The sequence below is a fragment of the Paraburkholderia sejongensis genome (assembly GCF_020880815.1).
Classification (GTDB): domain Bacteria; phylum Pseudomonadota; class Gammaproteobacteria; order Burkholderiales; family Burkholderiaceae; genus Paraburkholderia; species Paraburkholderia sejongensis.
The window spans coordinates 135,746-161,922 of record NZ_JAJITD010000005.1; the positions used below are offsets into that span (position 1 = coordinate 135,746).

Sequence of the window (26,177 nt, forward strand, 5' to 3'; positions counted from 1 at the left end):
CTGCTCAAATCTGCTCAGTATCTGCTCACGATTGAGCAGATACTAACGCTGCGTGAGCAGATTCGTCAGTCGGTGAGCAGATACTGAGCAGATTTGAGCAGATTCTCGGATGCTGAGCAGATACTGAGCAGATCGAACACTCGCTTTCCCCCGCCCTCCATTACTGAAGCGCGGCCCCGCGCCAGTCGCCATAAGGAAAGAAACGGCGGCCAGAACCGCCGCTACAGCTTCAGCTAGCCTCGGCGTTAGCCCAGGCCATTTCCCGCAGCCGCGTGCGCAACCGCGCCACTGCCTGGCTGTGCAGTTGACACACCCGCGACTCGCTCACTTCCATCACCGCGCCAATCTCGCGCAGGTTCATCCCGCGCTCGTAGTACAGCGACATCAGCAGCTTTTCGCGTTCCGGCAAACGATCGATCGCTTCGACCAGCGCCGAGCGCAGACTGTCGTCGAGCAATGCCGACAGCGGGTCCGAATGATCGACGCAGTAGCGGTCGAGGAACGGTTCGTCGTCGGCCGAACGGTCGAAGTCTTCGTAATAGATCAGCTGGCTGCCGTGCAGGTCCTGCAGCATCGCCTGATATTCGTCGAGCGGCATTTGCAGGTGTTCGGCGACCTCGGCTTCGCTCGCGGAGCGCCCCAGGTTCTGTTCGACCTTGTGCACCGCCGTCTCCACTTCGCGCGACGTGCGCCGCAAGCTGCGTGGCAACCAGTCGTTGCTGCGCAACTCGTCGAGCATCGCGCCGCGAATCCGCTGGCTTGCGTACGTTTCGAATTGCGCGCCCTGGTCTTCCTTGTAACGTCCGGCGGCATCCAGCAAGCCGATCATGCCGGCCTGGATCAGATCGTCGAGATCGACGCTCGCCGGCATCTTCGCAACCAGTTGCAAGCCGAGTCGACGCACCAGCGGTGCGTACTTCGTCAGAACTTCGGCCTGGGAAATCTTTCCCTGAGCGTTATACATCGTGCTCCCCTTGTCCACGGCGCCTTCAGGCGTGCTGCGCGGACGGTTGGTCGGCGTGGTGCGCCGCTGTAACTGTCGCAGGCGCCCGCCAGGGCGTTTGCGACGACATCGCTGGCCGCATCGGCCAGTACTGCAATTCGGCGGCGAGGTGGCGGAAGTCGCGCGCGGCCGGGGTCGACGGAAATGCGTCGACCACACAGCGCGACAACTCCTCGGCCCGCGCGATCCGTGCGTCGGCGGCGATACAGCCAGCGTCTTCGAGCGCCACGCTCAGATAGCGGGCGGCCACGCCCGCCAGATTCGCGAACGCGGCCTGCGCGTCGTGCGGGTTTTGCACGTGAGTCGCGAGCACCCGGAATTGCGGGATCGCATGCGCGTAGTGCAGCCGTTTCAGGCAGGCATACGCATCGGTGATCGCCTGGGCCGACACGCGCGTGACGATCATCACGTCGTGCGCCTGCTTCGCGAATTCCGACAGATGCCCGTGCTCGTCGAGTTGCGCGTCGATCAGCACGATGTCGGCGGAGCCGCCGAGCAGCACGCTGAAGTCGGCCGCCGCGAGGCCCTCGCGGTTGTTGCGCGACGCGCTCAACACCGAAAAGCCGAGCGCATGCCGCGCGGCGGCGAAGTCGACCGGGATTTCGCCACGCATCACCGCGGCGAAATTGCCCGCGCCGCGCAGACCGCCGAGCATCACGCTCACCGATCTTTCGCCAACGCATTCGTCGATCACCAGCACGTCCTTGCCCTGCTGCGCGAGCGCCGCGGCGAGGTTGACGGTCGCCGTGGTACTGCCGACGCCGTTCGCCGCGCCGGCCATCGCGAGCACGCGGGCGCCGCCGCGCGCGAGCATCCGCCGCAGCCCTTCCGCCTGATCCGAAACGAGCTTATCCAAAGCGAACCTCGTGCAGCTCGGCGGTCGAACGGGCGGACAGCGCGGACAGCAACGCGGGAATGTCGTCGTCCTGCGGGACGAACGGCGAGTGGTCGCGCGGAATGCAGAACGCGCTCTTGATCAGGAATTTCTTCGTCGCGACGTACAGGTTCTCCGGCACCTTCTGCCCGGTCGATACGTAGTGCACCGGCAGCTTGTAGCGGATCACCGTGTCGAGCACACCGCCCAGATTGGTCGCTTCGTCGAGCTTGGTCAGGATGCAGCCGGCCAGCGGCTGCTGGTCCGGCGCGCGCTGATACGCCTGCACGACTTCGTTGAGGGTGTCGCCGTGACTCGTTGCGTTCAGCAGCAGCAGACGCTGCACCGGCAGACCGGCACGCCCGAGCATCGCGATCTGGTCGGACACGAGGCGGTCGCGCTGGCTCATGCCGATCGTGTCGATCAGCACGATATGCTTGTTGCGCAGTTCGGAGAGCGCGAGTTGCAAATCGGCGCTGTCTTTCACCGCGTGTACCGACACGCCGAGAATCTTGCCGAAGATGCGCAGCTGTTCGTGACCGCCGATCCGGTAGCTGTCGGTGGTCAGCAGCGCGACCTTGCTCGCGCCGAAGCGCATCACGCAGCGCGCCGCGAGCTTCGCGGTGGTGGTGGTTTTGCCGACGCCGGTCGGGCCCATCAGCGCGAATACGCCGCCGCGCTCCATCAGCGCGTCTTCGTTTTCCATCACTGGCAGGTTCGACGCGAGCACCGAGTGCACCCACTCCATCCCGCCTTCCATCGTGTCGACGCCGGCGGGCAGGTTATCGATCATCATCTGCACCAGCTGCGCGGAGAAACCGGCGGCGAACAGGTGCTTGGTCAACTCGCCGCGCGCCGGATTGCGGCGTTGCCGGTCGCTCCACAGCAGCCCCGCGAACTGTTCTTCCATCATCCCGCGCAGCGACGACAGCTCGTTCATCACGGTGTCCTTGACGACCTGCTCCATACGCAGCTTGATCGCTTCGGCGACCGCGGCGGGGGTGCGGGTTTCGTCGGGCGCGGCCGCCACTGGCGCGACTTTCTGCGCGTTGCGGCGGGCCGCGGCTTCGGCGGCTTCGCGCGCCCAGTCGGGCGTGTCAGTCAGCGGCGCGTTGCCCTTCGGCCGGAGGCCGGCGGCTCGCGCGTCGACCGCGCTGCCGAGCCCGCGCGCGGTCGCGGCGGCCGGGGTCATCGGGGCGGGACGCGCGCTGTACTCGCCGCGCTCCTGCTGCTCGGCCGCGATGCGGCGCGCGTGATCGATCAGCCACGGATTCGATTCGGCCATCGTGCGCGGCGCTGCGCCCGATGTCGCGGCGGCGCCGCCTGGCGGCACCGGCACGCCGGCCGCTTTCAGCAGATCGGCGCGGATGTCCTTCGTCAATCGTGTCGCGGCGGCGCGGGCGCTCGAACCGGCCTGCGGCGGCGCCGGCGCGATTGCGGACGCAGCATTGAATGCATTGGCCGGCGCCTGATTGGCGGCGGCCGCGCTTGCGGCATGGCCGGCCGGGTTGCCCGGCAGCGCGAGCGCCGATGCCGCCATCTGATCGAGCGCGGCTTGCGCGCTCGGATGAATGGCCGGGGCCGCGTCTACATTCGCAGCCGCTTGCAGTGCCGCGTTCGCGCTTGAAGATTCATCGTCGGCGGATTCGCTCAGCGCCGCATTCAGTGCGTCGTTCAGCGAACCATTCAACGAACCCGCGCCATCGGCAACCGTCTTCGCCGCATTCAACGGCGCCGCTTCGGCACCCGCTTCCGGGCTCGCGCCGAACACCGACGAGAACACATCGGGCATCGCGCTCGCGTACGGATTCGCTTGCGCCGCGCTCATGCCGCTCATGCCGCTCAAGCCACGTGCGGCACTGGCCGCGTGCGCGCCTTCGCGCGTTTTCGGCGTGATCGCCGCGAGATCGCGGTCGGCGAGCGCGACGATTTCGACGCTGCCATCGTCGAGAGTCCGGTTCGACAGCACGACCGCGTCGGGACCTAGCGCTTCGCGAACGAGACGCAACGCATCACGACTGGTAGCACCGAGAAATTTACGAATGTTCAAACTAGACCCCCGCTGAGGTAGACGGACTGACGAACCGGCAACACACCGCGTCACATTGAGATCAATTATTGCGAAAGGTGTCGGGCGACGATCGATGGATAAAGACCGTTAAACGTGGGCAATTCGCGCGATGGAAAGCGCGCCGCACCGGAGCGCAAAAGATGCCGCCCAAACGAAAACCGGCGCCCCATCGGAGCGCCGGTTTTGCATCTGGGCCATGGACGCATGGCGCGCTTGGCCAGCGCATTCAGCCGTTCGCGCCGATCACATTGACGACCTTCACGTGGCGCGTCTCGGGAACTTCCGCATACGACAACACCTTCAGTTGCGGCAGGCTGCGGCGCAGGAAGCGCGCGAGCATCGGCCGCAACGCGTGCTGCACGAGCAGCACCGGCGCGAGGCCGGCGTTCTGCTGGCGCACCATCGCTTTCTGCGTCTCCATCAGCAGCGTATTGGCAAGCCCCGGTTCGAGCCCCGGGTTCGCGCCGGTGGACAGCGCCTGCGACAGCACCCGTTCGAGATTCGCGTCGAGCCCCATCACCTGCATGTCGCCGGTGCCCGGGAACCACTGCTGAGTGATCGCGCGACCGAGCGCGAGCCGCACCGCGGCAGTCAGATCGTGAGGATCGCTGATCTTGCCGCCGTGCTCGGCCAGCGCTTCGAGAATCGTGCGCAGGTCGCGGATCGGTACGCCTTCTTCGAGCAGGTTCTGCAACACCTTCTGCAGCGTGGTGAGCGGCAGCAGCTTCGGCACCAGATCGTCGACCAGCGACGCGGTGTCGTTCTGCATCCGTTCGAGCAGCGCCTGCACCTCGCGGCGGCCGAGCAGTTCCGACGCGTGCGTGACCACCAGGTGATTCAGGTGCGTCGCGACCACCGTGCTCGAATCGACCACCGTGTAGCCGTACACCTGCGCCTGTTCGCGCAGATTGGTATCGATCCAGATCGCCGGCAGACCGAACGCCGGATCCTGGGTCGGCGTGCCCGGCAGCGCGGCCGACACCTGGCCCGGATTGATCGCGAGCCACTGGCCCGGATACGCTTCGCCGACGCCGACCTCGACGCCCTTCAACGCGATCCGGTAACCGTTCGGCCGCAGTTCGAGGTTGTCGCGGATATGAATGACCGGCGGCAGGAAGCCGATCTCCTGCGCGAACTTCTTGCGGATGCTCTTGATCCGCTTCAGCAGCTCGCCGTCCGAATTCTTGTCGACCAGCGGAATCAGCCGGTAACCGACTTCGAGGCCGAGCGTGTCGACGAGGGATACATCGTCCCAGCTTGCCTCGGCGTTCTCGACCGGCGCGAGCGCGGCTGGCGTGACGTCGACCAGCGCCGGCGAGTTCTTGCGCTCCTCGGCACGCTTTTTCATCGTGCGGCCGAGCTGGATCAGACCGCCGCCGAGAATCAGAAACGCGAAGTGCGGCATGCCCGGAATCAGGCCCATCAGCACCAGGATGCAGCCGGTGATCATCAGCACCCGCGGATTGGTGAACAGCTGGCCGGTCAGCTGCGTGCCGATGTCCTCGTTGGTCGCGACGCGCGACACGATCACGCCGGCCGCGGTCGAGATCACCAGCGACGGAATCTGCGCGACGAGGCCGTCGCCGATCGTCAGCAGCGTGTAGTTCTTGCCCGCCGCGGCGAAGCTCATGTCGTGCTGGACCATCCCGACGATCAGTCCGCCGATGATGTTAATCACCATGATCAGGAGACCGGCGATCGCGTCGCCGCGCACGAACTTGCTCGCGCCGTCCATCGAACCGTAGAACTCGGCTTCCTGCGAGACTTCCGAGCGGCGCTTGCGGGCGCCCTCTTCGTTGATCAGGCCGGCGTTCAGGTCGGCGTCGATCGCCATCTGCTTGCCGGGCATCGCGTCGAGCGTGAAGCGCGCGGACACTTCGGCGATCCGCCCCGCGCCCTTGGTGATCACCATGAAGTTGATCACCATCAGGATCACGAACACGACGATACCGACCGCGAAGTTGCCGCCCACGAGGAAGTGACCGAACGACTCGATCACCTGGCCAGCCGCGTCGGGTCCGGTGTGGCCTTCGAGCAGCACGATCCGGGTCGACGCGACGTTCAGCGACAGCCGCAGCAGCGTCGAGAACAGCAGCACGCTCGGGAACGCGGCGAAGTCGAGCGGCTTCATCGTGTACATGCTGACCAGCAGCACCATCACCGACAACGCGATGTTGAACGTAAACAGCAGGTCGAGCAGAAACGGCGGCAACGGCAGAATCATCATGCCGAGGATCATGCAGATCAGCACCGGCCCGGACAGGGCGCGCAGATTGGTGCTGCTCAAGGCATCCGGCCGGCGGCCGAGGAAACCGGCGCGAGCGTTCATGCGGAGGCTCCGTTAGTTGGTTTGCCAGCGTCGTCGCTGGCCGGGTTGAGCGTGTCGGCAGCTTCTTCGGCGGCGTCCGCGTCGGATATGCCGCCCTTGTCGAGTTCGGCCGGCACGTCGAGGTCGGTCGGCGCGACCGGACTGTCGCCGCCTTCGGCCTTGAAGCGGCGCAGCTGGAACACCCACGCGAGCACTTCGGCGACCGCGCCGTACAGCGGGCCGGGAATCTCGCGGTTCAGCTCGACGTTGTGATAGAGCGCGCGCGCGAGCGGCGGCGCTTCGAGCAGCGGCACGTTGTGTTCGGCGGCGATCTCGCGAATCCGCGCGGCGACGAGGTTCACGCCCTTGGCGACCACCTTCGGCGCGCGCATCTCGCCGTCCGTGTATTGCAGCGCGACCGCGAAGTGGGTCGGGTTGGTGACCACCACGTCGGCTTGCGGCACCTGCGCCATCATCCGGCGCCGCGCGATCGCGCGTTGCTGCTGGCGAATCTTGCCCTTGATGTGCGGGTCGCCCTCGCTCTCGCGATGCTCGCGCTTCACTTCTTCCTTCGTCATCCGCAGCTTCTTGTGGAAGTTCCAGATCTGATACGGCACGTCGAGCGCGGCCACCGCGAACATGCCGGCCACGGTCATCCCGCAGCACACCGCGATCAGGTGCGCGCCGTTGGCGAGCGCGACCGGCAGCGGCTGGGTCGCCAGCGCGAGCATCTCTTCGCGGCGATTCCAGATCGCGTTGCCGCCGATCAGCCCGACCACCAGTGTCTTCACGATCGACATCCCGAGCTGGATCGGGCCGTTGATCGAGAAAATCCGGCCGAGGCCCTCGATCGGGTTCAGCCGGTTGAACTTTGGCTCCAGCCCCTTCGCCGACAGTTGCCAGCCGCCCAGCGCGAGCGGCGCGAGCAACGCGGCCGCGCCGGTCAGCGCGAGAATCGGCAGCAGCGTGTAGAGGCCCTCGCGCGCGGCCGCGCCGGCGCCGGCCATCACCTGGCGGGTGTCGAAGGTGCTCGCATGGTCGAACGTGAGCGACGCGCGCAGCATGTCCTGCAAATGCTCGCCGATATGGCCGGACATCCCCCACACGCCATAGAAGCCGGCCGCCAGCAGCGCGAACGTCGACAGCTCGCGCGAACGCACGATCTGCCCTTCCTCGCGCGCCTTCTGCAGGCGCCGGGGAGTGGCTGATTCGGTCTTGTCGTCGCTGTCTTGCGCCACCAGGCTCTCCAGTCGGCCGAGGCACCGCGCCTCTTTCCAGTGACAGCGATTATTCCCGCTCGGCGCAAGCGTCGATCGGCGGATAAAGGTGGAGAAACCGGGGTATTTCGACGGATGGCCCGAGGGCCCGCGCAGACGCGCGCGGACCTTCGGGCATCGGCTTGACGTGCGGCCTCAGTAGCCGACGAAGGGGGCAGCGCCGCCGCTGGCGGTCTGGTCGAGGTGGTAGTAGACGTGGCGGCCGTAGAAGAACGGCAGCCCGAGGTCGAAGCTGTTGCCGCCGAGCTGGCCGGCCAGATTGTTGAACGCGTAGTTGTTGCCGTTGTTGAACAGCGTCTGCGCGCTCAGGATGCCGATGCTCGCGCTCTTCGTCACGCTGTCCTCGCCGTGCAGCGTCAGCGTGCGGGTCTGCGCGGACGCCGGGCAATAGAAGCCCGCGAACGCGCCGCCGCATTGCGTGAGCGTGCTGTCGGTGAAGAAGTAGCCGTTCGAGCCCGAATCGAGGAACGCCTGCACCGTCGTGCCTTTGAACACGCTGCGGTTCAAGTTGCCGTACGCATCGGTTGCGAGGATCTGCGTTTGCGACGGGTCGAGCGCGTTGTTCGCCTGGGTCCCGATGCCGAACACCAGCGTGCCGGTCGCCGACGCCTGGCCGAGGTTCGACACCGGCGGCATCTGCACGATCACGCCGTTGTTGTCGACCGGGAAGCTGGCGACCGGGTTGGCCACCTGCTGTGCGAGCGGCACCGCGGTGCGGGTGCACGACGTGCCGTTCGGGCACGCGTAGTAGTTGCTGTAGTTCGCGGCGGTCGACGGGTTCGCGCAGGTCGCGCCGCAGTCGGTCGGCGCGGTGCCGACGCCGAGAATGCCGTTCGCGCCGAGGTCGGCGACGGTGTTCTCCGGCGCGCCGCTGCCGCACGCGGACGGCACGGTGCCCGCGGCCTTGTCGCCGATGATCTGCAGCGGGATGGCGCTGGTCGTCGTTTCGCCGCCGATCGTCACGGTCGCGGTGCGCACCGTGCCCCACGTGAAGCCGTCGGCGAAGGTCGCGCACTGGGCCAGTTGCGCGCCGCCCGGCAGGGTGCTGACCGGCAGCGCGCCCGCCAGCGACGAATTCAGCACCGAGCCGACCACGCGCAGTCCGAACGAACCGGTGTCGAGCTGGATGTTGTTGATGGTCTGGCAGTTGGTGGTCGAGCCGGGCGCGCAGATCGTCACGCTTACGCTCGGGATGTTGATCACGCCGCTCGCGCCCCGGCCGACGGTGACCGCGACCGCATTGGTGTTGTTGACCGCGCTCGGCTGCAACGTCGGGCTGGGCGGCAGCGTGCCGCCGTTCAGCGGATCCGACGAATTGCCGCCGCCGGAGCCGGAATCCGAGCCGCCGCCCCCGCCGCAGGCGACCAGCGTCGCGCTGAGCAGCACCGCGCCCAGCGCCTGCAGCCAGCCTTTGAGTGTCACGCTCGTGTGCATGGTTCGCATCGTCGTCCTCGCCGTTACTGGATGTCGGAACCGCTGACGCCGGACGGCAGCGCCGCCGGCAGCCACGCGACACCGCTGAACGCGCCCATGTGGCCGCCCGAGTGCACGACCAGCGCGCTGTCGTCGACGCTGACCGGACCGCGCGTATTGCCGCGCGCCGCCCGCACCGCCTTCACGCTCGTCACGTACTGCGGGAAATAGCTGCCGAGCAGCTCGCTGAGATCCGGCATCTGCGGACCATGCCACGCGAGCCCGAACACCGCGCCGCTCGTGTCCAGATACTCGCGCACCACGGTGCCGTTGCCGAGCGCGGTTTCGCGCACCGTGTAAGAGGAAGACGAAGACGTAGCGGCGCTCGAGCCCGCCGCGCCCGACGCGGAACGCATCACGCTCTGGCTCGCGCCGCTCGCGGGCTGCACGAGGCGGGACGACACCGACGCGTCGGACGGCGGCGTCATCGGCGTGCCGCCGAGCGCCGCGTGGGCGGGCTGCGCGGCGCTCAGCGCCCACAGCGATAACGGTAAGACCAGCGCCGCAACGGTGCGGGCGCGACGGGTACGACTGCGCATGACGATGCTCCTCCCAGGCCGCGGCGCTTCGCTGATGGCGCGAGGCTGCCGCAATGTAGGCAGATGATACGGCACCGCCGCAATCGCAAGCATTGAGTTGCCCCTGACCCTGCGAGTGCACGGCGCTGCGATGGCGGGCGCCGTACCGCTTCGACCTCGTAGTATGCCCGCGGAACATGACGGCCGGCGGCACGCGCGGCCGCCGCGGCGAGTTACCGTCTCTTGCCGCCAGCAAACTGTCCGGGCTGGACGAGCATCCGAGGTGCCGCGCCGGCGAAAAAAAACCCGGCGCAGGCGCCGGGTCGGATCAGAAGCCGAGGCTCGCGAGCAGGTCGTCGACCTGCGATTGATCCTGCACCACGTCGGCCTTGCCTTCGGGGTTGATCTGCGGACCGTTCAGCAGATGCTCGGGGCTGCCGGTCGGCGACACTTCGGCCGCCAGCGCCGCCGCGTTCGCCGCGAACTGCTCGCGGCGTTCGAGCGCGATGTTCTCGACCAGCACGCCGAGCAGTTGCTGCTCGATCAGATAGACGACATCGGTGATTTTCTTGATCACCTGGCCGGTCAGATCCTGGAAGTCCTGCGCGAGCATGATTTCCATCAGCTGCGCATTGGTCGCGCTGGTCGCGTCGGGAACGCCGCGCAGGAACGTGCGGGTGTCGGCCATCAGCGCGCGCACTTCCTCGCGCTCGATCGGCGCCGAGTACCACTCGCCCCAACGCGCGTCGAGCTCGGCCGCATCCTTTTGCAACTGCTCCTGCACCGGCTTGGCGATATCGATCGCCGACAGCACGCGCTCGGCGGCCTGCTCGGTCATGTTGGCGATGTACTTGAGGCGGTCGCGCGCATCGGGCACGGCCTCGGCCGCGCGTTCGACGTGCTTGTCGATGCCGAGCTCGCGCATCGAATCGCGCAGCGTGCGCGTCAGCTGGCCGATGCGCGCGAGAATGCGGTCCGACGCGTGCTCGGCGCCGTCGAGGGCCGAGTCGGCGCCAGGCGTTTGGGTCGGCGGCGTCACGTCAGCTCCCGGCTTTCGCCATCTTCTCGAGAATCTTGTTGAGCTTCTCGTCGAGCGTCGCGGCCGTGAACGGCTTGACGACGTAACCGCTCGCGCCGGCCTGGGCCGCCGCGATGATGTTTTCCTTCTTCGACTCGGCCGTCACCATCAACACCGGCAGGTGCGTCAGGTTCGCGTCGGCGCGGATTTCCTTGAGCATCGCCAGACCGTCGAGGTTCGGCATGTTCCAGTCGGAGATCACGAAGTCGTAGCTGCCGCCGCGCAGACGCGCGAGACCGGCCGCGCCGTCTTCCGCTTCGTCGACGTTCGCGTAGCCCAGTTCCTTCAGCAGGTTGCGGACGATCCGGCGCATCGTCGGAAAATCGTCAACCACCAGAATCTTCATTCCCTTATCCATTTCTATCCCTTTCTTGATTCATGTGCGGCGTGCCGCCGCGTGAATTCATCCGGCCCGCATCATACTCGTTGAACACGCTCGCCCATCGACGACAAGCGCGCCATCACGCGCCGGCTCATGTCCGGCAGCGCCGCGATCTCGTCGGCGCCGCCGAGCGCGATCGCCTCGCGCGGCATGCCGAACACAATGCAGCTCGCTTCGTCCTGCGCCAGCGTGTACGCGCCGGCTCTTTTCATTTCCAGCAGTCCGGCCGCGCCGTCGCGCCCCATGCCGGTCAGAATCACGCCGATCGCGTTCTTGCCCGCATGCTGCGCGGCCGAGCGGAACAGCACATCGACCGACGGACGATGCCGGTTCACCGGCGGGTCGTCGGACAGATGCGCGATGTAGTTCGCGCCGCTTCGCGCCAGCACCAGATGCGCGTGACCCGGCGCGATATACGCATGCCCCGGCAGCACGCGCTCGCCATGCTCTGCCTCTTTAACGGTAATACGGCACAAACCATTGAGGCGTTGCGCGAAAGATTTCGTAAACCCGGGCGGCATGTGCTGCGCGATCAACACCGCCGGCGCATCGGGCGGCAGCGGCACCAGCACTTCGCGGATCGCCTCGGTGCCGCCGGTCGACGCGCCGACGATGATCAGCTTCTCGGTACTGAGCAGCGGATTGTTGAACATCGGCGCGGCGCCGGGCGGCGCATGCGCGGCCGGCGCGGCCGCGTGCTGCGCGGGCGCGGCCTGGCGCACCCGCGCGCGCGCCGCCGCGCGAATCTTGTCGGCGAGTTTTTCCGCGTAGTCGAGCATGCCGTCGCGGATGCCGACCTTCGGCTTGGTGACGAAATCGACCGCGCCCAGTTCGAGCGCGCGCAGCGTGATCTCGTTGCCGCGCTCGGTCAGCGACGACACCATCACGACCGGCATCGGCCGCAGCCGCATCAGCTTCTCGAGAAAATCGAGCCCGTCCATGCGCGGCATTTCGACGTCGAGCGTCAACACGTCCGGGTTGTGCTGCTTGATGAGCTCGCGCGCGACGAGCGGATCGGGGGCCGTCGCGACCACCGTCATATCCGGCTGGCTATTGATGATTTCCGTCATCAGGCTGCGGATCAGCGCCGAATCGTCGACGCACAGTACCTTGATCTTTTGCATAGCGCTCACGCCTCCTCTGTGGTTCTGGCGTTGTTGGAGTTGATCGGGCGCTCTCTCGCCCCGAACAGTTCGATGCGCGGCCGCGCGGATACGGACCCGGCGCCGGCCGTGGCCGGCGACTTCGGCGACGCGAACAGTTCCACCCGCTTGCGCGCGGCCGCGAGCCGCTCGGCGCGCGCCTCGGCGCTTTGCCGCACGAGCGCCTGTTCGCGCTCGGCGACGCCCGCTTCCTGCTGCAGCCGCAATTTCTTCACCATCACCTGACCGGTGCGCGGCATGAACGCGACCTTGCGCGGATGCGAGCCCTGCAGGTCCTCGGCGATGATGCGAATCTTTTCAGTGGCCAGATAGCGGCGCACGAACGCGGAATTGCGGTCGCCGATGTTCATCGTCGTCATGCCGGCCAGCACCGCGCCGCCGCCGAACACCTTCGCTTCGAAGCGCTCGCGCCGCCCGCCCGCCTTGATCAGTTCGTTGATCAGCACTTCCATTGCGTACGCGCCGTAGCGCATCGAGTCGGACGCCGCGTGCACGACGTCGGCGCCGTCGTCGGGCAGCATGAAGTGGTTCATTCCGCCGATGCCCGCGGTGCGATCCTGAATGCAGGCCGCCACGCACGAGCCGAGCACGGTGACCAGCACCATGTCCTCGCTGGTCGTATAGAACTCGTTCGGCAACAGCTTCACGCCGGGGCGCTGGAAGTGGTTGTCGTAGTACAGGTTGGATGCGATCGGCAGGGCGCTGCTCATGCCGCCACCCCGCTCGCGTGCTGCGCGCCGGCGCGGGCCGGCGGGTGGGCGCCGCCCGCGTCGCGGGTCAGTTCGTAGACGGTCTGGCCGCGCAGCCGGAACGCCTGGGTCACATACGTGAAGTTCTCCGAATGACCGGCGAACAGCAGGCCCCCCGCCTTCATCAGCGGCTCGAAGCGCGTCAGCACCTGGCCCTGGGTCGGCTTGTCGAAATAGATCATCACGTTGCGGCAGAAGATCGCGTCGAACTGCGTGCGCAACTGGTAATCGCGATCGGTCAGGTTCAGCTGCCCGAAGCGCACCAGCGCGCGCACTTCGGGGCGCACCTTGACCATCCCCGCATGCGCGCCGGTGCCCTTCAGGAAGAAGCGCTTGAGCCGCTCGGGCGACAGGTGCTTGACCTGGTCGAACTGATAGACGCCGGCTTCGGCTTTCGCGAGCACTTGCGTATCGATGTCGGTCGCGAACACCGACGCCTGGCGCGCGCCGCTCTCGCCGAGCGCTTCGATCAGCGTCATCGCGATCGAATACGGCTCTTCCCCGGTCGAGGCCGCCGAGCACCATACCGACACCGGCTGCGCGCGGCGCCGCACGAACTCGGCGAGGATCGGAAAGTGATGCGCTTCGCGGAAGAACGCGGTCAGGTTGGTGGTTAGCGCATTGGTGAACGCTTCCCACTCGAGCGGATCGTTTTCCGCTTCGAGCAGATCGAGATACTGGCGGAACGTATCGATGCCGCGCGCGCGCAGGCGTCGCGCGAGCCGGCTGTACGCCATGTCGCGCTTGTGGTCCGACAGCGAGATGCCCGCCACGCGATGAATCAGATCGCGGATACGGGCGAAATCGGCCGTCGTAAATTCGAAATCGCGTCCCGTCTCGGCGGACCGGGCCGGCTCGGACCGGTCGGCTGCCGCACGCGCGGGGCGTTGTGGTGCACGCGTTGCCATCATGAGAATTCCTGTCTGCGATACCAGCGATCACGCTCGCCGCCCAACCGTTGGGCGAGCGCGGAAGGAATTGTCCACGCGGGGTCGCGCCCACCCGCGAATCGAGTCGGCATGCGGTCGGCCCGCCACACGCGTCGTGCGCGTGCTTCGATGCTTCGCCCATTCGCGGGCGCGATGCCGATTGACCACATGTCGTCGTTCTGCCGTTGCCTGAAACTGTTGTTGCCTGAAACTGCCGTTGCCTGACTGCCGTTGCCTGACTGCCGTTGCCTGGACTGCCGTTGCCTGGACTGCCGCTGACTGCACTGCCGCTAACTGAAACTGCCGCTAACCGAAACTGTTGCCGCATCGAACCGCCGGAGCATCACGCTGACGGCGCCTCGACTCGTATTGCCTAAAACGTTTCCCAGTCCGCGTCGGAGCCGGCGCTTGCCGTGCTCTTCGCGCTCGCCGCGCCGCTCGTGCTTGCCGCTGCCGGGCGGGCGGCCGGGGCCGCCTGCTTCGGCTTGAGCGCCGGTTCGGCGCGCGCTGCCGCGTCGTGGCCGGCATGCGACGGGGCCGGTGCCGTGCCGCCGGGCGCCGCGGCTGAGGCCGCGTTCACTGCGTTGCCCGTCTGCGCCGCGCGGTTCGCGCTCGCCGCGGCCTTACCCGGTTGCGAAACCGCCTGAGCGCGGCCGGCGCCATTGCCGCCCGGCTGGGCGAGCGACGGCGCGCGCCGCGCCGAACCCGCCGCGTAATCCACCGCCGCGCCGCCGACCACCGTCCAGCCGGTCAGCACCGCCTGCAACTGACGCGTCTGATCTTCGAGCGATGCCGCCGCGGCGGCCGCCTGTTCGACCAGCGCCGCGTTCTGCTGGGTCACCGAATCCATCTGCACGACCGCGCGATTGACCTGCTCGATGCCGCCCGACTGTTCTTCCGACGCCGCGCTGATCTCGCCCATGATGTCGGTCACGCGCCGCACCGCCTGGACGATCTCGTCCATCGTCGTGCCCGCGCGGCCGACCAATGCCGAGCCGCTATGCACCTTGTCGGCCGAATCGCCGATCAGCTCCTTGATTTCCTTGGCCGCGCTCGCGCTGCGCTGCGCGAGGCTGCGCACTTCGCCGGCGACCACCGCGAAGCCGCGGCCCTGCTCGCCGGCGCGCGCGGCTTCGACCGCCGCGTTCAGCGCGAGGATATTGGTCTGAAACGCGATCCCTTCGATTACGCCGATGATGTCGACGATCTTGTCCGAGCTGGTCGCGATCTCCTGCATCGTCGTCACGACTTCGCTGACCACGTCGCCGCCGCGTTTCGCGATATCCGACGCGTTCACCGCGAGCTGGCTCGCCTGGCGCGCGTTCTCGGCGTTCTGCCGCACGGTGCCGGTCAGTTGCTCCATGCTCGACGCGGTTTCCTGCAGCGACGCCGCCTGCTGCTCGGTGCGCTGCGACAGATCGATGTTGCCGGTGGCGATTTCGCGCGCGCCGGTGTCGATCGATTCGGTGCTCGTGCGCACCGCTCGCACCATCGTCGCGAGACTTTCCTGCATGCGCTTGATGCCCGCAAACAGACGGCCCACTTCGTTGCTGCCGCTGAACTCGACCGGGCGCGACAGATCGCCGGCCGCGATCCGCTCGAAGCACGCGGTCGCATCCTTCAGCGGCTGCACGATCAGCCCGTGCAGCGCGAAGCGGATGCCGACCACCAGTAACAGCGCGAACACGGTGACCGCGACGATCAGCGTCGTCATCAGCGACGCATTCGACTGCGCGCGCGCCTGTTGGTCGACCGCGCTTTGCCGCAACGCCTCGATCACCTTCGCGGCGGCCGCGTCGTAGGCAACGAACAGCGGGCTGATCTTCGTGTCGGCGACCGCGTGATACGCGTCCAGGTCGTTCGCGTTCAACGCGGCGAATTCGACGTCGACGCCATCGTGCATCACCGTGTTGCGTTTGGCCTGCACGTCGTCGAGCAACGCCTGATCGACACCGTGCTTCGGCGCGTTCAGATAGGTCTGCCAGCTCTGGTTGCCCTTGCCGAGCAGCTCCTGCGCGCGCGCGAGCACCCGCTTCGCTTCGTCCGCGTTACCGGCGGCCGTCAGCGTGTTGTAGCGATCGACCGCGAGCCGCGAGCGCAGCAGATACGCGGATGCGTCGTCGAGCGAGTGGATCGCGACCAGCTCGCCGCCCGTAATGCGTTCCAGCGACCCGCTCGCGCGCCCGAGCGCGCTCAGACCCAGCGCGCCGACCGCCACGGTCAACGCCACCAGAACAACCCCCACCATCGTCAACGATGTGCGGATCGACCACCTGCTCAGCATTCTGATGCTCCCTGATCTGTTGCCTGCTTCGTGTTGCCCGTTGCCTGCGCGGCGCGCCGCGCGCTCAAACGCCGAGCGTTTCGGTCAGCGCCATTTCCTGGCTGGTCATCAGCTTTTCGATGTCCATCAGGATCAGCATGCGGCCGTCGACGGTGCCCAGCCCCGTCAGATACTCGGTCGTCAGCGTCGCGCCGAATTCCGGCGCCGGCATGATCTGGTCGATCGCCAGCGTCAGCACGTCCGACACGCCGTCCACCACCATCCCGACCACGCGATGCGCGACGTTCAGGATGATCACGACGGTCTGGTGGTCGTACTCGACGCGGCCCAGATGAAACTTGATGCGCATGTCGACGATCGGCACGATGATGCCGCGCAGATTGATCACGCCCTTGATGAACTCGGGCGCGTTGGCGATGCGCGTGACGCTGTCGTAGCCGCGGATTTCCTGCACTTTCAGGATGTCGATCCCGTACTCTTCCGCGCCGAGCGTGAAGACGAGGAATTCCTGGCCGCCGGCGTCCGCCTGCTGCGCGTCGCGGCGACCATTCGTGCCGCTCGCGCCGGCGACGCTCGAATTGATGGATTGGACTTCTGCCACGTTAGCCCCCAAACGGTTGGGTTGAAACAAGTTGAATGTGTGGTGCCGGGGCGCCCGTTACGCGAGGCTCATTGCGCTGTGTCCATGCGCATGGCGGCTTTCGCGATTGAGCGCGGCGACGTCGACGATCAGCGCGACGCTGCCGTCGCCGAGAATGGTCGCCGCCGAAATGCCGTGCACCTTGCGGTAATTGGTTTCCAGATTCTTCACGACCACCTGCTGCTGGCCGACCAGTTCGTCGATCAGCATCGCGAAACGACGCCCCTCGGTCTGCATGATCGTGACGATCCCCTGGGTCGGCTCCTGCTTCGCTTCGTGCACGTTGAACACCTCGTGCAGCGCGACGAGCGGCAGATATTCGCCGCGCACCCGCACCACGCGCTCGCCGTTGGCGACCGTGTAGATGTCCTCGGCCCGCGGTTGCAGCGACTCCATCACGAAGTTCAGCGGCAGGATGAAGATCTCGTTGCCGACCTTCACCGACATGCCGTCGAGAATCGCCAGCGTGAGCGGCAACACGATCCGCGTGGTGCTGCCCTTGCCCGCGTGCGAGGTGATCTCGACGTGGCCGCCCATCGACTGGATGTTGCGCTTGACCACATCCATGCCGACGCCGCGGCCCGAGACGTCGGTGACCTGCTCGGCGGTCGAGAAGCCCGGCAGGAAGATCAGGTTCCAGACTTCCTCGTCGGTCATCGTGTCGCTGACCTGCATGCCCTGCTTGGCCGCCTTCGCGAGAATCTTGTCGCGGCGCAGGCCGGCGCCGTCGTCGCTGACCTCGATCACGATGTTGCCGCCGTGATGCGCGGCCGACAGCACCAGCTGGCCGGTCGAATCCTTGCCCGCCGCGCGCCGCGCCTCGACCGTTTCGATGCCGTGGTCGAGACTGTTGCGCACGAGGTGGGTCAGCGGATCGATGATCCGTTCGATCAGGCTCTTGTCGAGTTCGGTCGCCTGACCGAAGGTGACGAGTTCGACCTGTTTGCCGAGTTTGGCCGCCAGATCGCGCACGAGGCGCGGGAAGCGGCTGAACACGTAATCCATCGGCATCATGCGGATCGACATCACCGCTTCCTGCAAGTCGCGCGCGTTGCGCTCGAGTTGCGCCATCCCGTTGAAGAGCCGGTCGTGCAGCGCCGGATCGAACGTGCTGGTGGTTTCGGCGAGCATCGCCTGGGTGATCACCAGTTCGCCGACCAGGTTGATCAGCTGATCGACCTTCTCGACGCCGACGCGAATCGAGCTGCCTTCGCCGGCGTTCGCCGCGGCTGCCGGACGCGCCGCCTTGCGGTCATGCTCGGCCGCTTTGGCCGCGGGTGCGGCGACGCTCGGCGGCTCGGCCAGTCCGAGCGAGTTGCCGCCGGCCGATGCCGCCGGCTGCGGTTCGATAGCGGCCGCGGCGATGGGGGCCTCGGGGACCGACGATGCCGCGAGTTCCGGGTAATGCACGGGTTGCGCGCTCGCCGCCGGTGCGGCGCTCGCGCGATGCCCGCTTTGCGCCGGCGTATCGACGGCAGCGGCGGGCGTTCCAGGTTCGCCCTGCTGCGCGTCGTTGGCCGGCGCGGTGCCGCGGCCGATCGTGATCTGACTTTCGTCGATCACGAAACAGCACACGGCGGTGATGTCGTCGGAAGGGACGTCGGTCGACAGCCACAGCATCAGATCGCTGCCGCTCTTGACCTGCCCGACGATATTGCCAAGATTGCCCAGCTCTTCGGCCAGCAGTTCCTGGTCTTTCTCTCCCACGCCCCGTAGCGTAATTTTCAGATGAGGGCCGGCGCCGTCGGCGGCGGCTGACGCCGCGCCCGTTGCCGTGCCCGCGGCTTGCCCGGTCTGCGCCGGTTCGCCGTCGGTCCAGTCTTCGCCCGCCACCAGCACCGCCTGTTCGACGACGTGCTCGGGCGGGGTGCCGTGTTGTTCCGGTGTTGCGGTTGCCGTTGCCGGCGCGGCGGCTTGCGTCGCCGCCGGCGCACCGTCCGCGAGGCTTTCCGCGTTCAGCTGTTCGAGCTTCGCGCAGATCGCGCGTGCCACCGCCGCGTCGGGCTCGGCGCTCGCGCGGTAATCCGCGAGCTGGCCCGACAGCACGTCCTTGGTTTCGAGGAACGTGTCGATCATGTCCTTGCGCAACACCAGTTCGTTGTTGCGCGCGCGGTCGAGCAGCGATTCGAGAATGTGCGTGGTTTCGGTCAGCGCGGTGAAGCCGAAGGTCGCCGCGCCGCCCTTGATCGAATGCGCGGCGCGAAAGATCGCCGCGAGGTCTTCGGGATCGGGACTGGCGACGTCGAGATCGAGCAGCAACTGCTCCATCTGCGCGAGCAGTTCGTCCGCTTCGTCGAAGAACGTCTGATAGAACTGTGTGATATCGAGTGTCATGCCTGGTTCACCGCGAGGAATTCCTGTCTGGCGTGAGCTGCCGTGCAGCCGCGTCGAGAACTGTCTGTACTGGGTTTAAGCCTGCTTTGCGACGCTGCTCAGGCCGGGTCCGGCTCGGCCAGCGCCGCGACCAGCTCGGTCAGCATGTCCGGGTCGAGCGGTTTCTCGATCCAGCCGGTCGCGCCCGCCGCGCGCGCCGCCTCCTTGAACGGCTCGCCCGATTCCGTCGTGAGGACGAGGATGGGCGTCGCCTGATAGGCCGGGTTGTTGCGCAGCGCGGTGATCAGATCGAGGCCGGTCTTGCCCGGCATGTGCTGGTCGGTCAGCACGAGGTCGAACGCCATCGCGAGCGCGTTTTCGAGCCCCTCGTTGCCGTCCGCCGCCAGCGTGACCTCGTAGCCGGCGCCCGTCAGCGTCGCGGCGAGAATCTGCCGCATCGATGCCGAATCGTCGATTGCCAGGATGTGCCTGATCATGAAAACCTCGCTGCGCTTCATGTCTTGGCCGCCGGACCGGACGCGCCTGACTGGCGCGGGCCGCGGCCCGGCGGCCGCGTTCTGTTACTGGAATGACCTGAGTTACTGGACCGCCGGCGCGGGCGCCGCTACTTTCGGCACCGCCATCGCCGGCTGCCCGAGTTTTTGCAGCAGCGGCTTCGAACCGGCCGCGTCGTCCGACAACGTGGTGGTGGTCGAGTCGTCGTGATTGAGCGCCTCTTCCGACCGCTTGTTCAGCACGATGATGCTGATCCGGCGGTTCTCCGGATCGAGCGGGTCCGCCTTGTTCAGGTTCTGCGTCGACGCGAGGCCGAGCACGCGCATCACCTTCGCCTCGTCCATGCCGCCCGCGATCAGCTCGCGACGCGACGCGTTCGCGCGATCGGCCGACAGCTCCCAGTTGCTATAGCCCTTGTCGCCGCCCGCGTACGGCACCGCGTCGGTGTGGCCCTGCACGATGATGCGGTTCGGCACGTCGTTCAGCGTGTGGCCGATCTCGCGCAGGATGTCGCGCATGTACGGCTCGACTTCGTCGTTGGCGGTCGCGAACATCGGCCGCTTCTGCGAGTCGACGATCTCGATGCGCAGACCCGTCAGCGTCGAATCGATGCGGATCTGCTGCTTGAACTGGCGCAGCACCGGGTTCGCTTCGATCGCGGCCATCAGCTTGACCTGCAGGTCGTGCAGACGAACCTGCTCGCGGCGCTCCAGCTCGCCTTGCAGCTGCTTGACCGCTTCTTCGTCGTTGTGCGCCACGCTGTGCTGCGAGCGGCTACTGCTGCTGCCGTCGGTCGTGCGCGTGATGCCCTGCGCGTCGGTCGAAATATCGCGGCCGCCGCCTTTCAGAATGCTCGAATCTTCCGCGCTGCGATCGCCGCCCCACAGCGTGACCTTCAGCGGCTGGTTGAAGTAATCGGCGATGCCCTTCAACTGCACGGTGGACGCCGAACTGAGCAGCCACATCAGCAGAAAGAACGCCATCATCGCGGTCATGAAGTCCGCGTACGCGAGCTTCCACGCGCCGCCGTGATGGCCGGCCTTCTTCGGCGCGGAGCGCTTGACGACGATCGCGCGGTCTTTGTCCTTGCTCATGGTCCGGTGCCCGCCGCTGCCTTATTTCGCCTTCACGCGCCGCACGTGCTCTTCGAGCTCGGCGAACGACGGACGCTCGGTCGAGAACAGCACCTTGCGGCCGAATTCGACGGCGATCGCCGGCGCATAGCCGTTCAGGCTCGCGAGGATCGTCACCTTGATGCACTGGAACATCTTGGTCGACTCGGTCACGCGCTGTTCGGCGACGCTCGCGAGCGGGCCGATCAGCCCGTACGAAAGCAGAATGCCCAGGAAGGTGCCGACCAGCGCCTGCGCGATCATCTCGCCGAGCACCGCGGGCGGCTTGTCGGCCGAGGCCATCGTGTGGACCACGCCCATCACCGCGGCGACGATCCCGAACGCCGGCATCGCGTCGCCGACCTTGTTCAGCGCATGCGCGGGCGCTTCGCCTTCCTGGTGGTGCGTCTCGATCTCCTCGTCCATCAGGCTTTCGATCTCGAACGCGTTCATGTTGCCGCCCACCATCAGCCGCAGGTAGTCGGTCAGGAATTCGACGATGTGCTGGTCGGCGAGGATCTTCGGGTACTGCGTGAAGATCGGGCTCTTCGACGGATCGTCGATGTCGGCCTCGAGCGTCAGCGTGCCTTCCTTGCGCGCTTTCGCCAGCAGGACGTAGAGGAGCCCCATCAGCTCCATGTAGACGTCCTTGTTGTACTTCGCGCCCTTGAACAGGGTCGGGATGACGCGCAGGGTCGCCTTGATGGTCTTCATTCCGTTGCCGAGAATGAACGCGCCGACGCCGGCGCCAACGATCATCAGCACTTCGACGGGTTGCAGCAGCGCGCCAAGATGACCGCCTTCGAGCGCGTAACCGCCGAAAACGGACAACAACGTCACGAGTGTTCCCACGAAAATCAGCACTGCCGGGCCCCTTACAAAAAGCGACGAAGACCGTCGTTAGTCTGGTTTACGGCAAGCGGGCGGAAAACTTTCGGGGGGAAAAGGTTTGCGCGCCGCCGGTGTAAACCAGAGGGCGCGGGGAAACCGCGCGCGGCGCTCAGAGTTCTGCTGTGGCGAGGGGGGCGGCGGCGGCGGCGTGGCGCCCGGCGGTGGTGATGGGGCTTCGCACGGGGTTGCCCACGGGCGTGGGCACGGGCGCGGGCGTGGGCGTGCCCACGGCCGCGGGTCGCGGTTCGAGCCGCTGCGCGACGGCCAGACTCTGCGCGGCCTTCCTGGTCTTGCCCGCGCGCGACGGCGGCTGGCACAGCCCGCACACGAACGCGTGCTGCGGGTCGTGCGCGTGCGCGACAAAATGACCGCCGCAACGCCGGCACATGCTCGTCTGCAACATGCCCGAGTCGAAGAAACGCACCAGCGTCCACGCGCGCGTGAGACTGAGCACCGGCTCGTCGTCGTGCAATTGCACGTGCTCCAGATACAGCCGGTAGCTCTTCACGATCGATTCGATCGCGCGGCAGCCGCCGTAACCGGCGATGAACCGGTAGATGTTGTAGAACAGCGAAGAGTGAAAATTCGGCTGCCAGGTCATGAACCAGTCGGTCGAAAACGGCAGCATGCCTTTCGGCGGCGATACGCCTTTGAGCTCCTTGTAGAGCCTGATCAGGCGGTCGCGCGACAGGCTGGTCTCGGCCTCCAGCAATTGCAGGCGCGCGCCGAGCTCGATCAGCTCGCTCGCCAGCGTGATTTCCCGGACTTCGAGAACGACGCTTTTTCTGGCCATCAGCCGATCTGTTCGACCGGCTGGCTCGCCATCAAAATCGCCGAATGCGCCTGCGCGACGATGCTCGCCTTGCCCTTGTCGGCCAGCGTGGACAGCACCGTGTGATCGTCGAAGCGAAAGCGGCACAGCATCTGGTTCGACGCCGCCAGCTTGACGGTCTGCGCGAGCGACAGATTGGCCAGCACGTCGGCGAGCTGGTCCGAAATGCCCATCCGGAACATGCCCATCGGCTTGTCTTCGCGCAGCAGACGCTGGGCAAGCAGCAGATAGGAAAGGTTTACTTCCCTGATCTCATTGAGCATATCGCTATTCGTGCTCATGATTTCCCCCGTTTGTATATCCGGCTGGTCAGGCCGTTTTTGGCGAAAACGTTTGCTCGAACGCGCGCACTTTGCCGCGCGAAACGGCTCGTTTCTGATCTTGCGAGCATTGTGTCGAAACGGGGGACTACGGGAAATCGGAGAGACACCCAGCCTGTTCGACGGATTAATCCGTCATTTGTGTAGGAATTTTTCCTACAAACGCGACTGCGGCGAAGGGAGCTGGGTGTTCAGGCGAGACGCACAAAGGAACCGACGATGCGCGCTGGGAATTTGCGTCGGCGCCGCGTGTACCGGATGGTGAATTTTAGGGACCGGCCCGCCGCACCGCTGAACTGCGGGCCAATTATATGACGTTTTGTCGCACCTGCGATCGAACCGCATTGGTCGTCGCGCTCGCCTGTCGGCGCGACCGGGCGCGCCGCTTGCTCACCGGATCGGGCCACTCGGGCGCCCGGTACAACAGTGCGTTCGCTCATATTAAGTGGGTAATGCGGACCGGAACCGCCGCTGTAACGGTCCATGTTTCGCGCTGTAACAACATTAAGCGTTTGAAAAATGACTCGAATTAGCGCGGTCGATCCCGATAATGAAGGTAAGGGATAACCCGATACAGATTCGGCTCACCCCCGGGCGGGGGCACACCGCGCCCAACCGTCCGTCCGGCATTCGCTGCGCGCTGATCGAGCGCCACCGCGCGAAGCCCTGACAAAAAACAGGAGAACCCGTATGCGAATCGCACAAATCGCGCCGCTTTATGAAGCAGTCCCCCCGAAACTCTATGGCGGCACCGAACGCGTCGTGTCTTACCTCACTGAAGCGCTGGTCGACCTCGGCCACGACGTGACGCTATTCGCGAGCGGCGATTCGGTCACCTCGGCGAACCTGGAGGCCTGCTGGCCGCGCGCGCTGCGCCTGGACCCGACGATCCGCGACGCCTTGGCGCCGCACGTGCTGATGATGGAAAAGGTCCGCAAGGTCGCGCACGAATTCGACGTGCTGCATTTTCACCTCGATTACATGCCGTTCCCGCTGTTCACGACGCTCGACACGCCGTTCGTGACGACGCTGCACGGCCGTCTGGACCTGCCGGAACTGCAGCCGGTGTTCGATGCGTTCTCGCACGTGCCGGTCGTGTCGATTTCCGATTCGCAGCGTCTGCCGCTGCAACAGGCCAACTGGCTCAACACGATCTATCACGGCCTGCCGGAGCAACTGCTCACGCCGCAGCCGCACAAGAAGCCCGAGTACCTCGCGTTCCTCGGCCGCATCTGTCCGGAAAAGCGCGTCGATACAGCTATCAGGATCGCTGCGCAAAGCGGCCTGCCGCTGAAGATCGCCGCCAAGGTGGACAAGGTCGACATGGAATACTTCAAGCGCGAAATCGAGCCGCTGCTGTCGATGGCGCACGTGGAGTTCGTCGGCGAGATCAACGAGGCGCAGAAGCCCGAGTTTCTGTCGGGCGCGAAGGCGCTGCTGTTTCCGATCGACTGGTCGGAGCCGTTCGGCCTCGTGATGATCGAGTCGATGGCGTGCGGCACGCCGGTGATCGCGTACAACCGCGGCTCGGTGCCGGAAGTGATCGACCACGGCGTGACCGGCTTTATCGTCGAGGACGTGCAAGGCGCCGTGGCCGCGCTACAGCGTCTGGATGAACTGTCGCGCACGGAAATTCGCGCGCAGTTCGAACGCCGCTTCAGCTCGAAAACGATGGCGCAGAACTATGTCGACGGCTATACGGCATTGATCGAAACGCAGCGGCGCCCGGTATTGCGCCAGGTGGCGCTCGGCTAACTGGTGTGAAAGCGGCCCGCCATTTGCGAGCCGCCGCTTTCCAACCGCTTTCCGACTGCTTTCCCAGTGCTTTGAACCGGCGCTTTGGACCTTCGCTTTAAACGGTCAATAGCCGGATGAATCCGCCAGCTGAATCGTTTGCGCGAGCGCAAATTGCGGATTTTGCCGGAGCCGACGAGAAAAAGCCGCCCCGCATGGGCGGCTTTTTTAATACGCGATTGGCGACACTCGATCTCGTATTAGTACGCGGCGAATACGTATCGGCATCCAACGATCTTCAGCCCGCTTTCACGCATGCGCGAGGCTGACAGACGTGGCGTTCACGCCGAACCGATCAAAAAGCGTTCGCGATTCTTGCCGACGATCCATTTCGGCGGCTTGCCGCGCCCACTCCACGTATTGCCCGTTTTCGGATCCTGGTACTTCGCCGGCAGCGGCGTCTTCTTCGGCGGCCGGCCGCGCTTGGCGGCCACCGCAAAGCCGAGGTCCTGCGCCGTCAGACCATATTCGGCGATCTTCTGGCGGATCTCGGCGATCACATTGTCGACCTCGGTGCGCCGCGCTTCGTCCGCCTGGGCCTGCAATTTGGCAATCTGCGCTTTCAGATCTGCATATTGAGACATTCTGTTCTCCCTCTTTCAGAACTCATTTGATCGCAGACTAGCTGCAATTATAAAAATCCGCAATGGCTGATAATACCGGCATAGCAAATTTCCTCTGATAATTATTAAAGCTTAACGAAATATTAAAGCGATACCTTATCCCGCAATAGTTTCTAAATTCTGTTCACATTGACAATCCTTGACACCCGATTGGGCACTGCCTACCTAGAATTGCGCGCTCAAGGTGCGTACTCGTCGTTATCGATGCGCGCTACCGGCGCAGCCAATTCTTTTCGGGAATACCAATCATGCAGTTGTCAAAACGCCTCGTCGCCGAACTGTTCGGCACCTTCTGGCTCGTGCTCGGCGGTTGCGGCAGCGCGGTCCTCGCCGCGAACTTCGCGGGCCCGGTCCACGGTCTGGGCATCGGCTTCGTCGGCGTGTCGCTCGCGTTCGGCCTGACGGTGCTGACGATGGCTTATGCGATCGGGCATATCTCGGGCTGTCACCTGAACCCGGCCGTCAGCGTCGGCCTGACCGTCGCCGGCCGCTTTCCGGCCCGCGATCTGGTGCCGTACATCATCGCCCAGGTGATCGGCGCGGTGCTCGGTGCGTTCGTGCTGTCGCTGATCGCGTCGGGCAAGCCCGGTTTCGATCTGGTCGCCAGCGGCTTCGCCACCAACGGCTACGGCGAACAGTCGCCTGGCCATTACGCGCTCGGCGCGGCGTTCATCTGCGAAGCGGTGTTGACGGGCTTCTTCCTGTTCGTGATTCTCGGCGCGACCGACCGCCGCGCGCCGGCCGGCTTCGCGCCGATCGCGATCGGTCTGTGCCTGACGCTGATCCACCTGATCTCGATTCCGGTCACCAACACGTCGGTCAATCCGGCGCGTTCGACGGGCCCGGCGCTGTTCGTCGGCGGTGCGGCGGTCGAGCAGCTGTGGCTGTTCTGGCTCGCGCCGATCGTCGGCGCGGTGATCGCCGGTCTCGTGTATCCGCTGGTCGCGCAAGACCACAGCGAGAATGCGCGGACTCTCGCACTCGATTGACGCGGTGGTTCGATGGGGGGCCGGCTGGTCTTTACTAC

The 26,177-nt window shown here is 66.0% G+C and carries 23 protein-coding genes; 2 read left to right on the top strand and 21 right to left on the bottom strand.

Features of this window, described 5'->3' with window-relative positions:
* Nucleotides 1-229: 229 nt before the first annotated feature.
* From LJ656_RS11505 to flhD, 20 genes are all read right to left on the bottom strand, one after another.
* Nucleotides 230-964 (bottom strand): RNA polymerase sigma factor FliA, encoded by a 735-nt coding sequence (locus LJ656_RS11505; protein WP_230509547.1) that lies wholly within the window; start codon nt 962-964, stop codon nt 230-232.
* A gap of 25 nt (nt 965-989) precedes the next feature.
* The gene (locus LJ656_RS11510) at nt 990-1,859 is read right to left on the bottom strand and encodes a MinD/ParA family ATP-binding protein (RefSeq protein ID WP_230509548.1); all 870 of its coding nucleotides are present in this window, start codon (nt 1,857-1,859) and stop codon (nt 990-992) included.
* A complete protein-coding gene (gene flhF, locus LJ656_RS11515) occupies nt 1,852-3,927 on the bottom strand; it encodes a flagellar biosynthesis GTPase FlhF (protein WP_230509549.1) in 2,076 nt (691 codons plus the stop codon). Before flhF ends, LJ656_RS11510 begins: the two co-directional genes overlap by 8 nt.
* 247 nt (nt 3,928-4,174) lie before the next feature.
* The gene (gene flhA / locus LJ656_RS11520; protein WP_230509550.1) at nt 4,175-6,277 is read right to left on the bottom strand and encodes a flagellar biosynthesis protein FlhA; all 2,103 of its coding nucleotides are present in this window, start codon (nt 6,275-6,277) and stop codon (nt 4,175-4,177) included.
* Nucleotides 6,274-7,494, bottom strand: coding sequence for a flagellar biosynthesis protein FlhB (flhB, locus tag LJ656_RS11525; protein ID WP_230509551.1), 1,221 nt, complete (start codon nt 7,492-7,494; stop codon nt 6,274-6,276). The genes flhA and flhB overlap by 4 nt, the downstream gene beginning before the upstream one ends.
* Before the next feature lie 174 nt (nt 7,495-7,668).
* Nucleotides 7,669-8,976: a DUF3443 domain-containing protein gene (locus LJ656_RS11530; protein WP_230509552.1), complete on the bottom strand. Its 1,308-nt coding sequence runs from the start codon at nt 8,974-8,976 to the stop codon at nt 7,669-7,671.
* Nucleotides 8,977-8,990: 14 nt separating this feature from the next.
* Entirely contained in the window at nt 8,991-9,545 is a 555-nt protein-coding gene (locus LJ656_RS11535) for a DUF2844 domain-containing protein (RefSeq protein WP_230509553.1), read from the bottom strand.
* Nucleotides 9,546-9,852: 307 nt separating this feature from the next.
* The gene (cheZ, locus tag LJ656_RS11540) at nt 9,853-10,563 is read right to left on the bottom strand and encodes a protein phosphatase CheZ (RefSeq protein WP_230509554.1); all 711 of its coding nucleotides are present in this window, start codon (nt 10,561-10,563) and stop codon (nt 9,853-9,855) included.
* A gap of 1 nt (nt 10,564) precedes the next feature.
* Nucleotides 10,565-10,960 carry a chemotaxis response regulator CheY gene (gene cheY, locus LJ656_RS11545; RefSeq protein ID WP_230509555.1) on the bottom strand — a complete coding sequence of 132 codons (396 nt, stop codon included), beginning with the start codon at nt 10,958-10,960 and terminating at the stop codon, nt 10,565-10,567.
* A 59-nt stretch (nt 10,961-11,019) separates the two neighbouring features.
* Nucleotides 11,020-12,108 carry a protein-glutamate methylesterase/protein-glutamine glutaminase gene (locus LJ656_RS11550; RefSeq protein WP_230509556.1) on the bottom strand — a complete coding sequence of 363 codons (1,089 nt, stop codon included), beginning with the start codon at nt 12,106-12,108 and terminating at the stop codon, nt 11,020-11,022.
* Between the two features lie 5 nt (nt 12,109-12,113).
* Entirely contained in the window at nt 12,114-12,857 is a 744-nt protein-coding gene (cheD, locus tag LJ656_RS11555) for a chemoreceptor glutamine deamidase CheD (RefSeq protein WP_230509557.1), read from the bottom strand.
* On the bottom strand, nt 12,854-13,807 hold the full coding sequence (locus LJ656_RS11560; RefSeq protein ID WP_230509558.1) for a CheR family methyltransferase: 954 nt from the start codon (nt 13,805-13,807) through the stop codon (nt 12,854-12,856). Before LJ656_RS11560 ends, cheD begins: the two co-directional genes overlap by 4 nt.
* Before the next feature lie 391 nt (nt 13,808-14,198).
* On the bottom strand, nt 14,199-16,109 hold the full coding sequence (locus LJ656_RS11565; RefSeq protein WP_230509559.1) for a methyl-accepting chemotaxis protein: 1,911 nt from the start codon (nt 16,107-16,109) through the stop codon (nt 14,199-14,201).
* 64 nt (nt 16,110-16,173) lie between these two features.
* The gene (locus tag LJ656_RS11570; protein WP_075303421.1) at nt 16,174-16,710 is read right to left on the bottom strand and encodes a chemotaxis protein CheW; all 537 of its coding nucleotides are present in this window, start codon (nt 16,708-16,710) and stop codon (nt 16,174-16,176) included.
* A 57-nt stretch (nt 16,711-16,767) separates the two neighbouring features.
* A complete protein-coding gene (gene cheA, locus LJ656_RS11575) occupies nt 16,768-19,083 on the bottom strand; it encodes a chemotaxis protein CheA (RefSeq protein ID WP_230509560.1) in 2,316 nt (771 codons plus the stop codon).
* Between the two features lie 98 nt (nt 19,084-19,181).
* On the bottom strand, nt 19,182-19,559 hold the full coding sequence (locus LJ656_RS11580) for a response regulator (RefSeq protein WP_075303518.1): 378 nt from the start codon (nt 19,557-19,559) through the stop codon (nt 19,182-19,184).
* A gap of 102 nt (nt 19,560-19,661) precedes the next feature.
* Nucleotides 19,662-20,672, bottom strand: coding sequence for a flagellar motor protein MotB (motB, locus tag LJ656_RS11585; RefSeq protein ID WP_230509561.1), 1,011 nt, complete (start codon nt 20,670-20,672; stop codon nt 19,662-19,664).
* A 21-nt stretch (nt 20,673-20,693) separates the two neighbouring features.
* Nucleotides 20,694-21,554, bottom strand: a complete 861-nt coding sequence (gene motA / locus LJ656_RS11590) for a flagellar motor stator protein MotA (RefSeq protein WP_230509562.1) — start codon at nt 21,552-21,554, stop codon at nt 20,694-20,696.
* Nucleotides 21,555-21,690: 136 nt separating this feature from the next.
* Complete coding sequence (gene flhC / locus LJ656_RS11595; protein ID WP_230509563.1) at nt 21,691-22,374, bottom strand: flagellar transcriptional regulator FlhC; 684 nt, start codon at nt 22,372-22,374, stop codon at nt 21,691-21,693.
* Complete coding sequence (gene flhD / locus LJ656_RS11600) at nt 22,374-22,694, bottom strand: flagellar transcriptional regulator FlhD (protein WP_268998595.1); 321 nt, start codon at nt 22,692-22,694, stop codon at nt 22,374-22,376. The genes flhC and flhD overlap by 1 nt, the downstream gene beginning before the upstream one ends.
* A 729-nt stretch (nt 22,695-23,423) precedes the next feature.
* Between flhD and LJ656_RS11605 the strand changes: the two genes are divergently transcribed.
* Entirely contained in the window at nt 23,424-24,488 is a 1,065-nt protein-coding gene (locus tag LJ656_RS11605; protein ID WP_230509564.1) for a glycosyltransferase family 4 protein, read from the top strand.
* A gap of 320 nt (nt 24,489-24,808) precedes the next feature.
* On the opposite strand, the gene LJ656_RS11610 is transcribed toward LJ656_RS11605, so the two are convergent.
* The gene (locus LJ656_RS11610; protein WP_230509565.1) at nt 24,809-25,111 is read right to left on the bottom strand and encodes an H-NS histone family protein; all 303 of its coding nucleotides are present in this window, start codon (nt 25,109-25,111) and stop codon (nt 24,809-24,811) included.
* 287 nt (nt 25,112-25,398) lie between these two features.
* Between LJ656_RS11610 and aqpZ the strand changes: the two genes are divergently transcribed.
* Nucleotides 25,399-26,139 (top strand): aquaporin Z, encoded by a 741-nt coding sequence (gene aqpZ / locus LJ656_RS11615; protein WP_230509566.1) that lies wholly within the window; start codon nt 25,399-25,401, stop codon nt 26,137-26,139.
* Nucleotides 26,140-26,177: the final 38 nt, after the last annotated feature.

Excerpts from the sequence above, each read along its gene's own strand:
- LJ656_RS11505 (WP_230509547.1), bottom strand. The coding sequence starts at position 964 with ATGTATAACGCTCAGGGAAAGATTTCCCAGGCCGAAGTTCTGACGAAG.
- flhA (WP_230509550.1), bottom strand. The coding sequence starts at position 6,277 with ATGAACGCTCGCGCCGGTTTCCTCGGCCGCCGGCCGGATGCCTTGAGC.
- LJ656_RS11530 (WP_230509552.1), bottom strand. The coding sequence starts at position 8,976 with ATGCGAACCATGCACACGAGCGTGACACTCAAAGGCTGGCTGCAGGCG.
- LJ656_RS11535 (WP_230509553.1), bottom strand. The coding sequence starts at position 9,545 with ATGCGCAGTCGTACCCGTCGCGCCCGCACCGTTGCGGCGCTGGTCTTA.
- cheY (WP_230509555.1), bottom strand. The coding sequence starts at position 10,960 with ATGGATAAGGGAATGAAGATTCTGGTGGTTGACGATTTTCCGACGATG.
- LJ656_RS11550 (WP_230509556.1), bottom strand. The coding sequence starts at position 12,108 with ATGCAAAAGATCAAGGTACTGTGCGTCGACGATTCGGCGCTGATCCGC.
- cheD (WP_230509557.1), bottom strand. The coding sequence starts at position 12,857 with ATGAGCAGCGCCCTGCCGATCGCATCCAACCTGTACTACGACAACCAC.
- LJ656_RS11560 (WP_230509558.1), bottom strand. The coding sequence starts at position 13,807 with ATGATGGCAACGCGTGCACCACAACGCCCCGCGCGTGCGGCAGCCGAC.
- LJ656_RS11565 (WP_230509559.1), bottom strand. The coding sequence starts at position 16,109 with ATGCTGAGCAGGTGGTCGATCCGCACATCGTTGACGATGGTGGGGGTT.
- cheA (WP_230509560.1), bottom strand. The coding sequence starts at position 19,083 with ATGACACTCGATATCACACAGTTCTATCAGACGTTCTTCGACGAAGCG.
- LJ656_RS11580 (WP_075303518.1), bottom strand. The coding sequence starts at position 19,559 with ATGATCAGGCACATCCTGGCAATCGACGATTCGGCATCGATGCGGCAG.
- motB (WP_230509561.1), bottom strand. The coding sequence starts at position 20,672 with ATGAGCAAGGACAAAGACCGCGCGATCGTCGTCAAGCGCTCCGCGCCG.
- flhC (WP_230509563.1), bottom strand. The coding sequence starts at position 22,374 with ATGGCCAGAAAAAGCGTCGTTCTCGAAGTCCGGGAAATCACGCTGGCG.
- flhD (WP_268998595.1), bottom strand. The coding sequence starts at position 22,694 with ATGAGCACGAATAGCGATATGCTCAATGAGATCAGGGAAGTAAACCTT.
- LJ656_RS11605 (WP_230509564.1), top strand. The coding sequence starts at position 23,424 with ATGCGAATCGCACAAATCGCGCCGCTTTATGAAGCAGTCCCCCCGAAA.
- LJ656_RS11610 (WP_230509565.1), bottom strand. The coding sequence starts at position 25,111 with ATGTCTCAATATGCAGATCTGAAAGCGCAGATTGCCAAATTGCAGGCC.
- aqpZ (WP_230509566.1), top strand. The coding sequence starts at position 25,399 with ATGCAGTTGTCAAAACGCCTCGTCGCCGAACTGTTCGGCACCTTCTGG.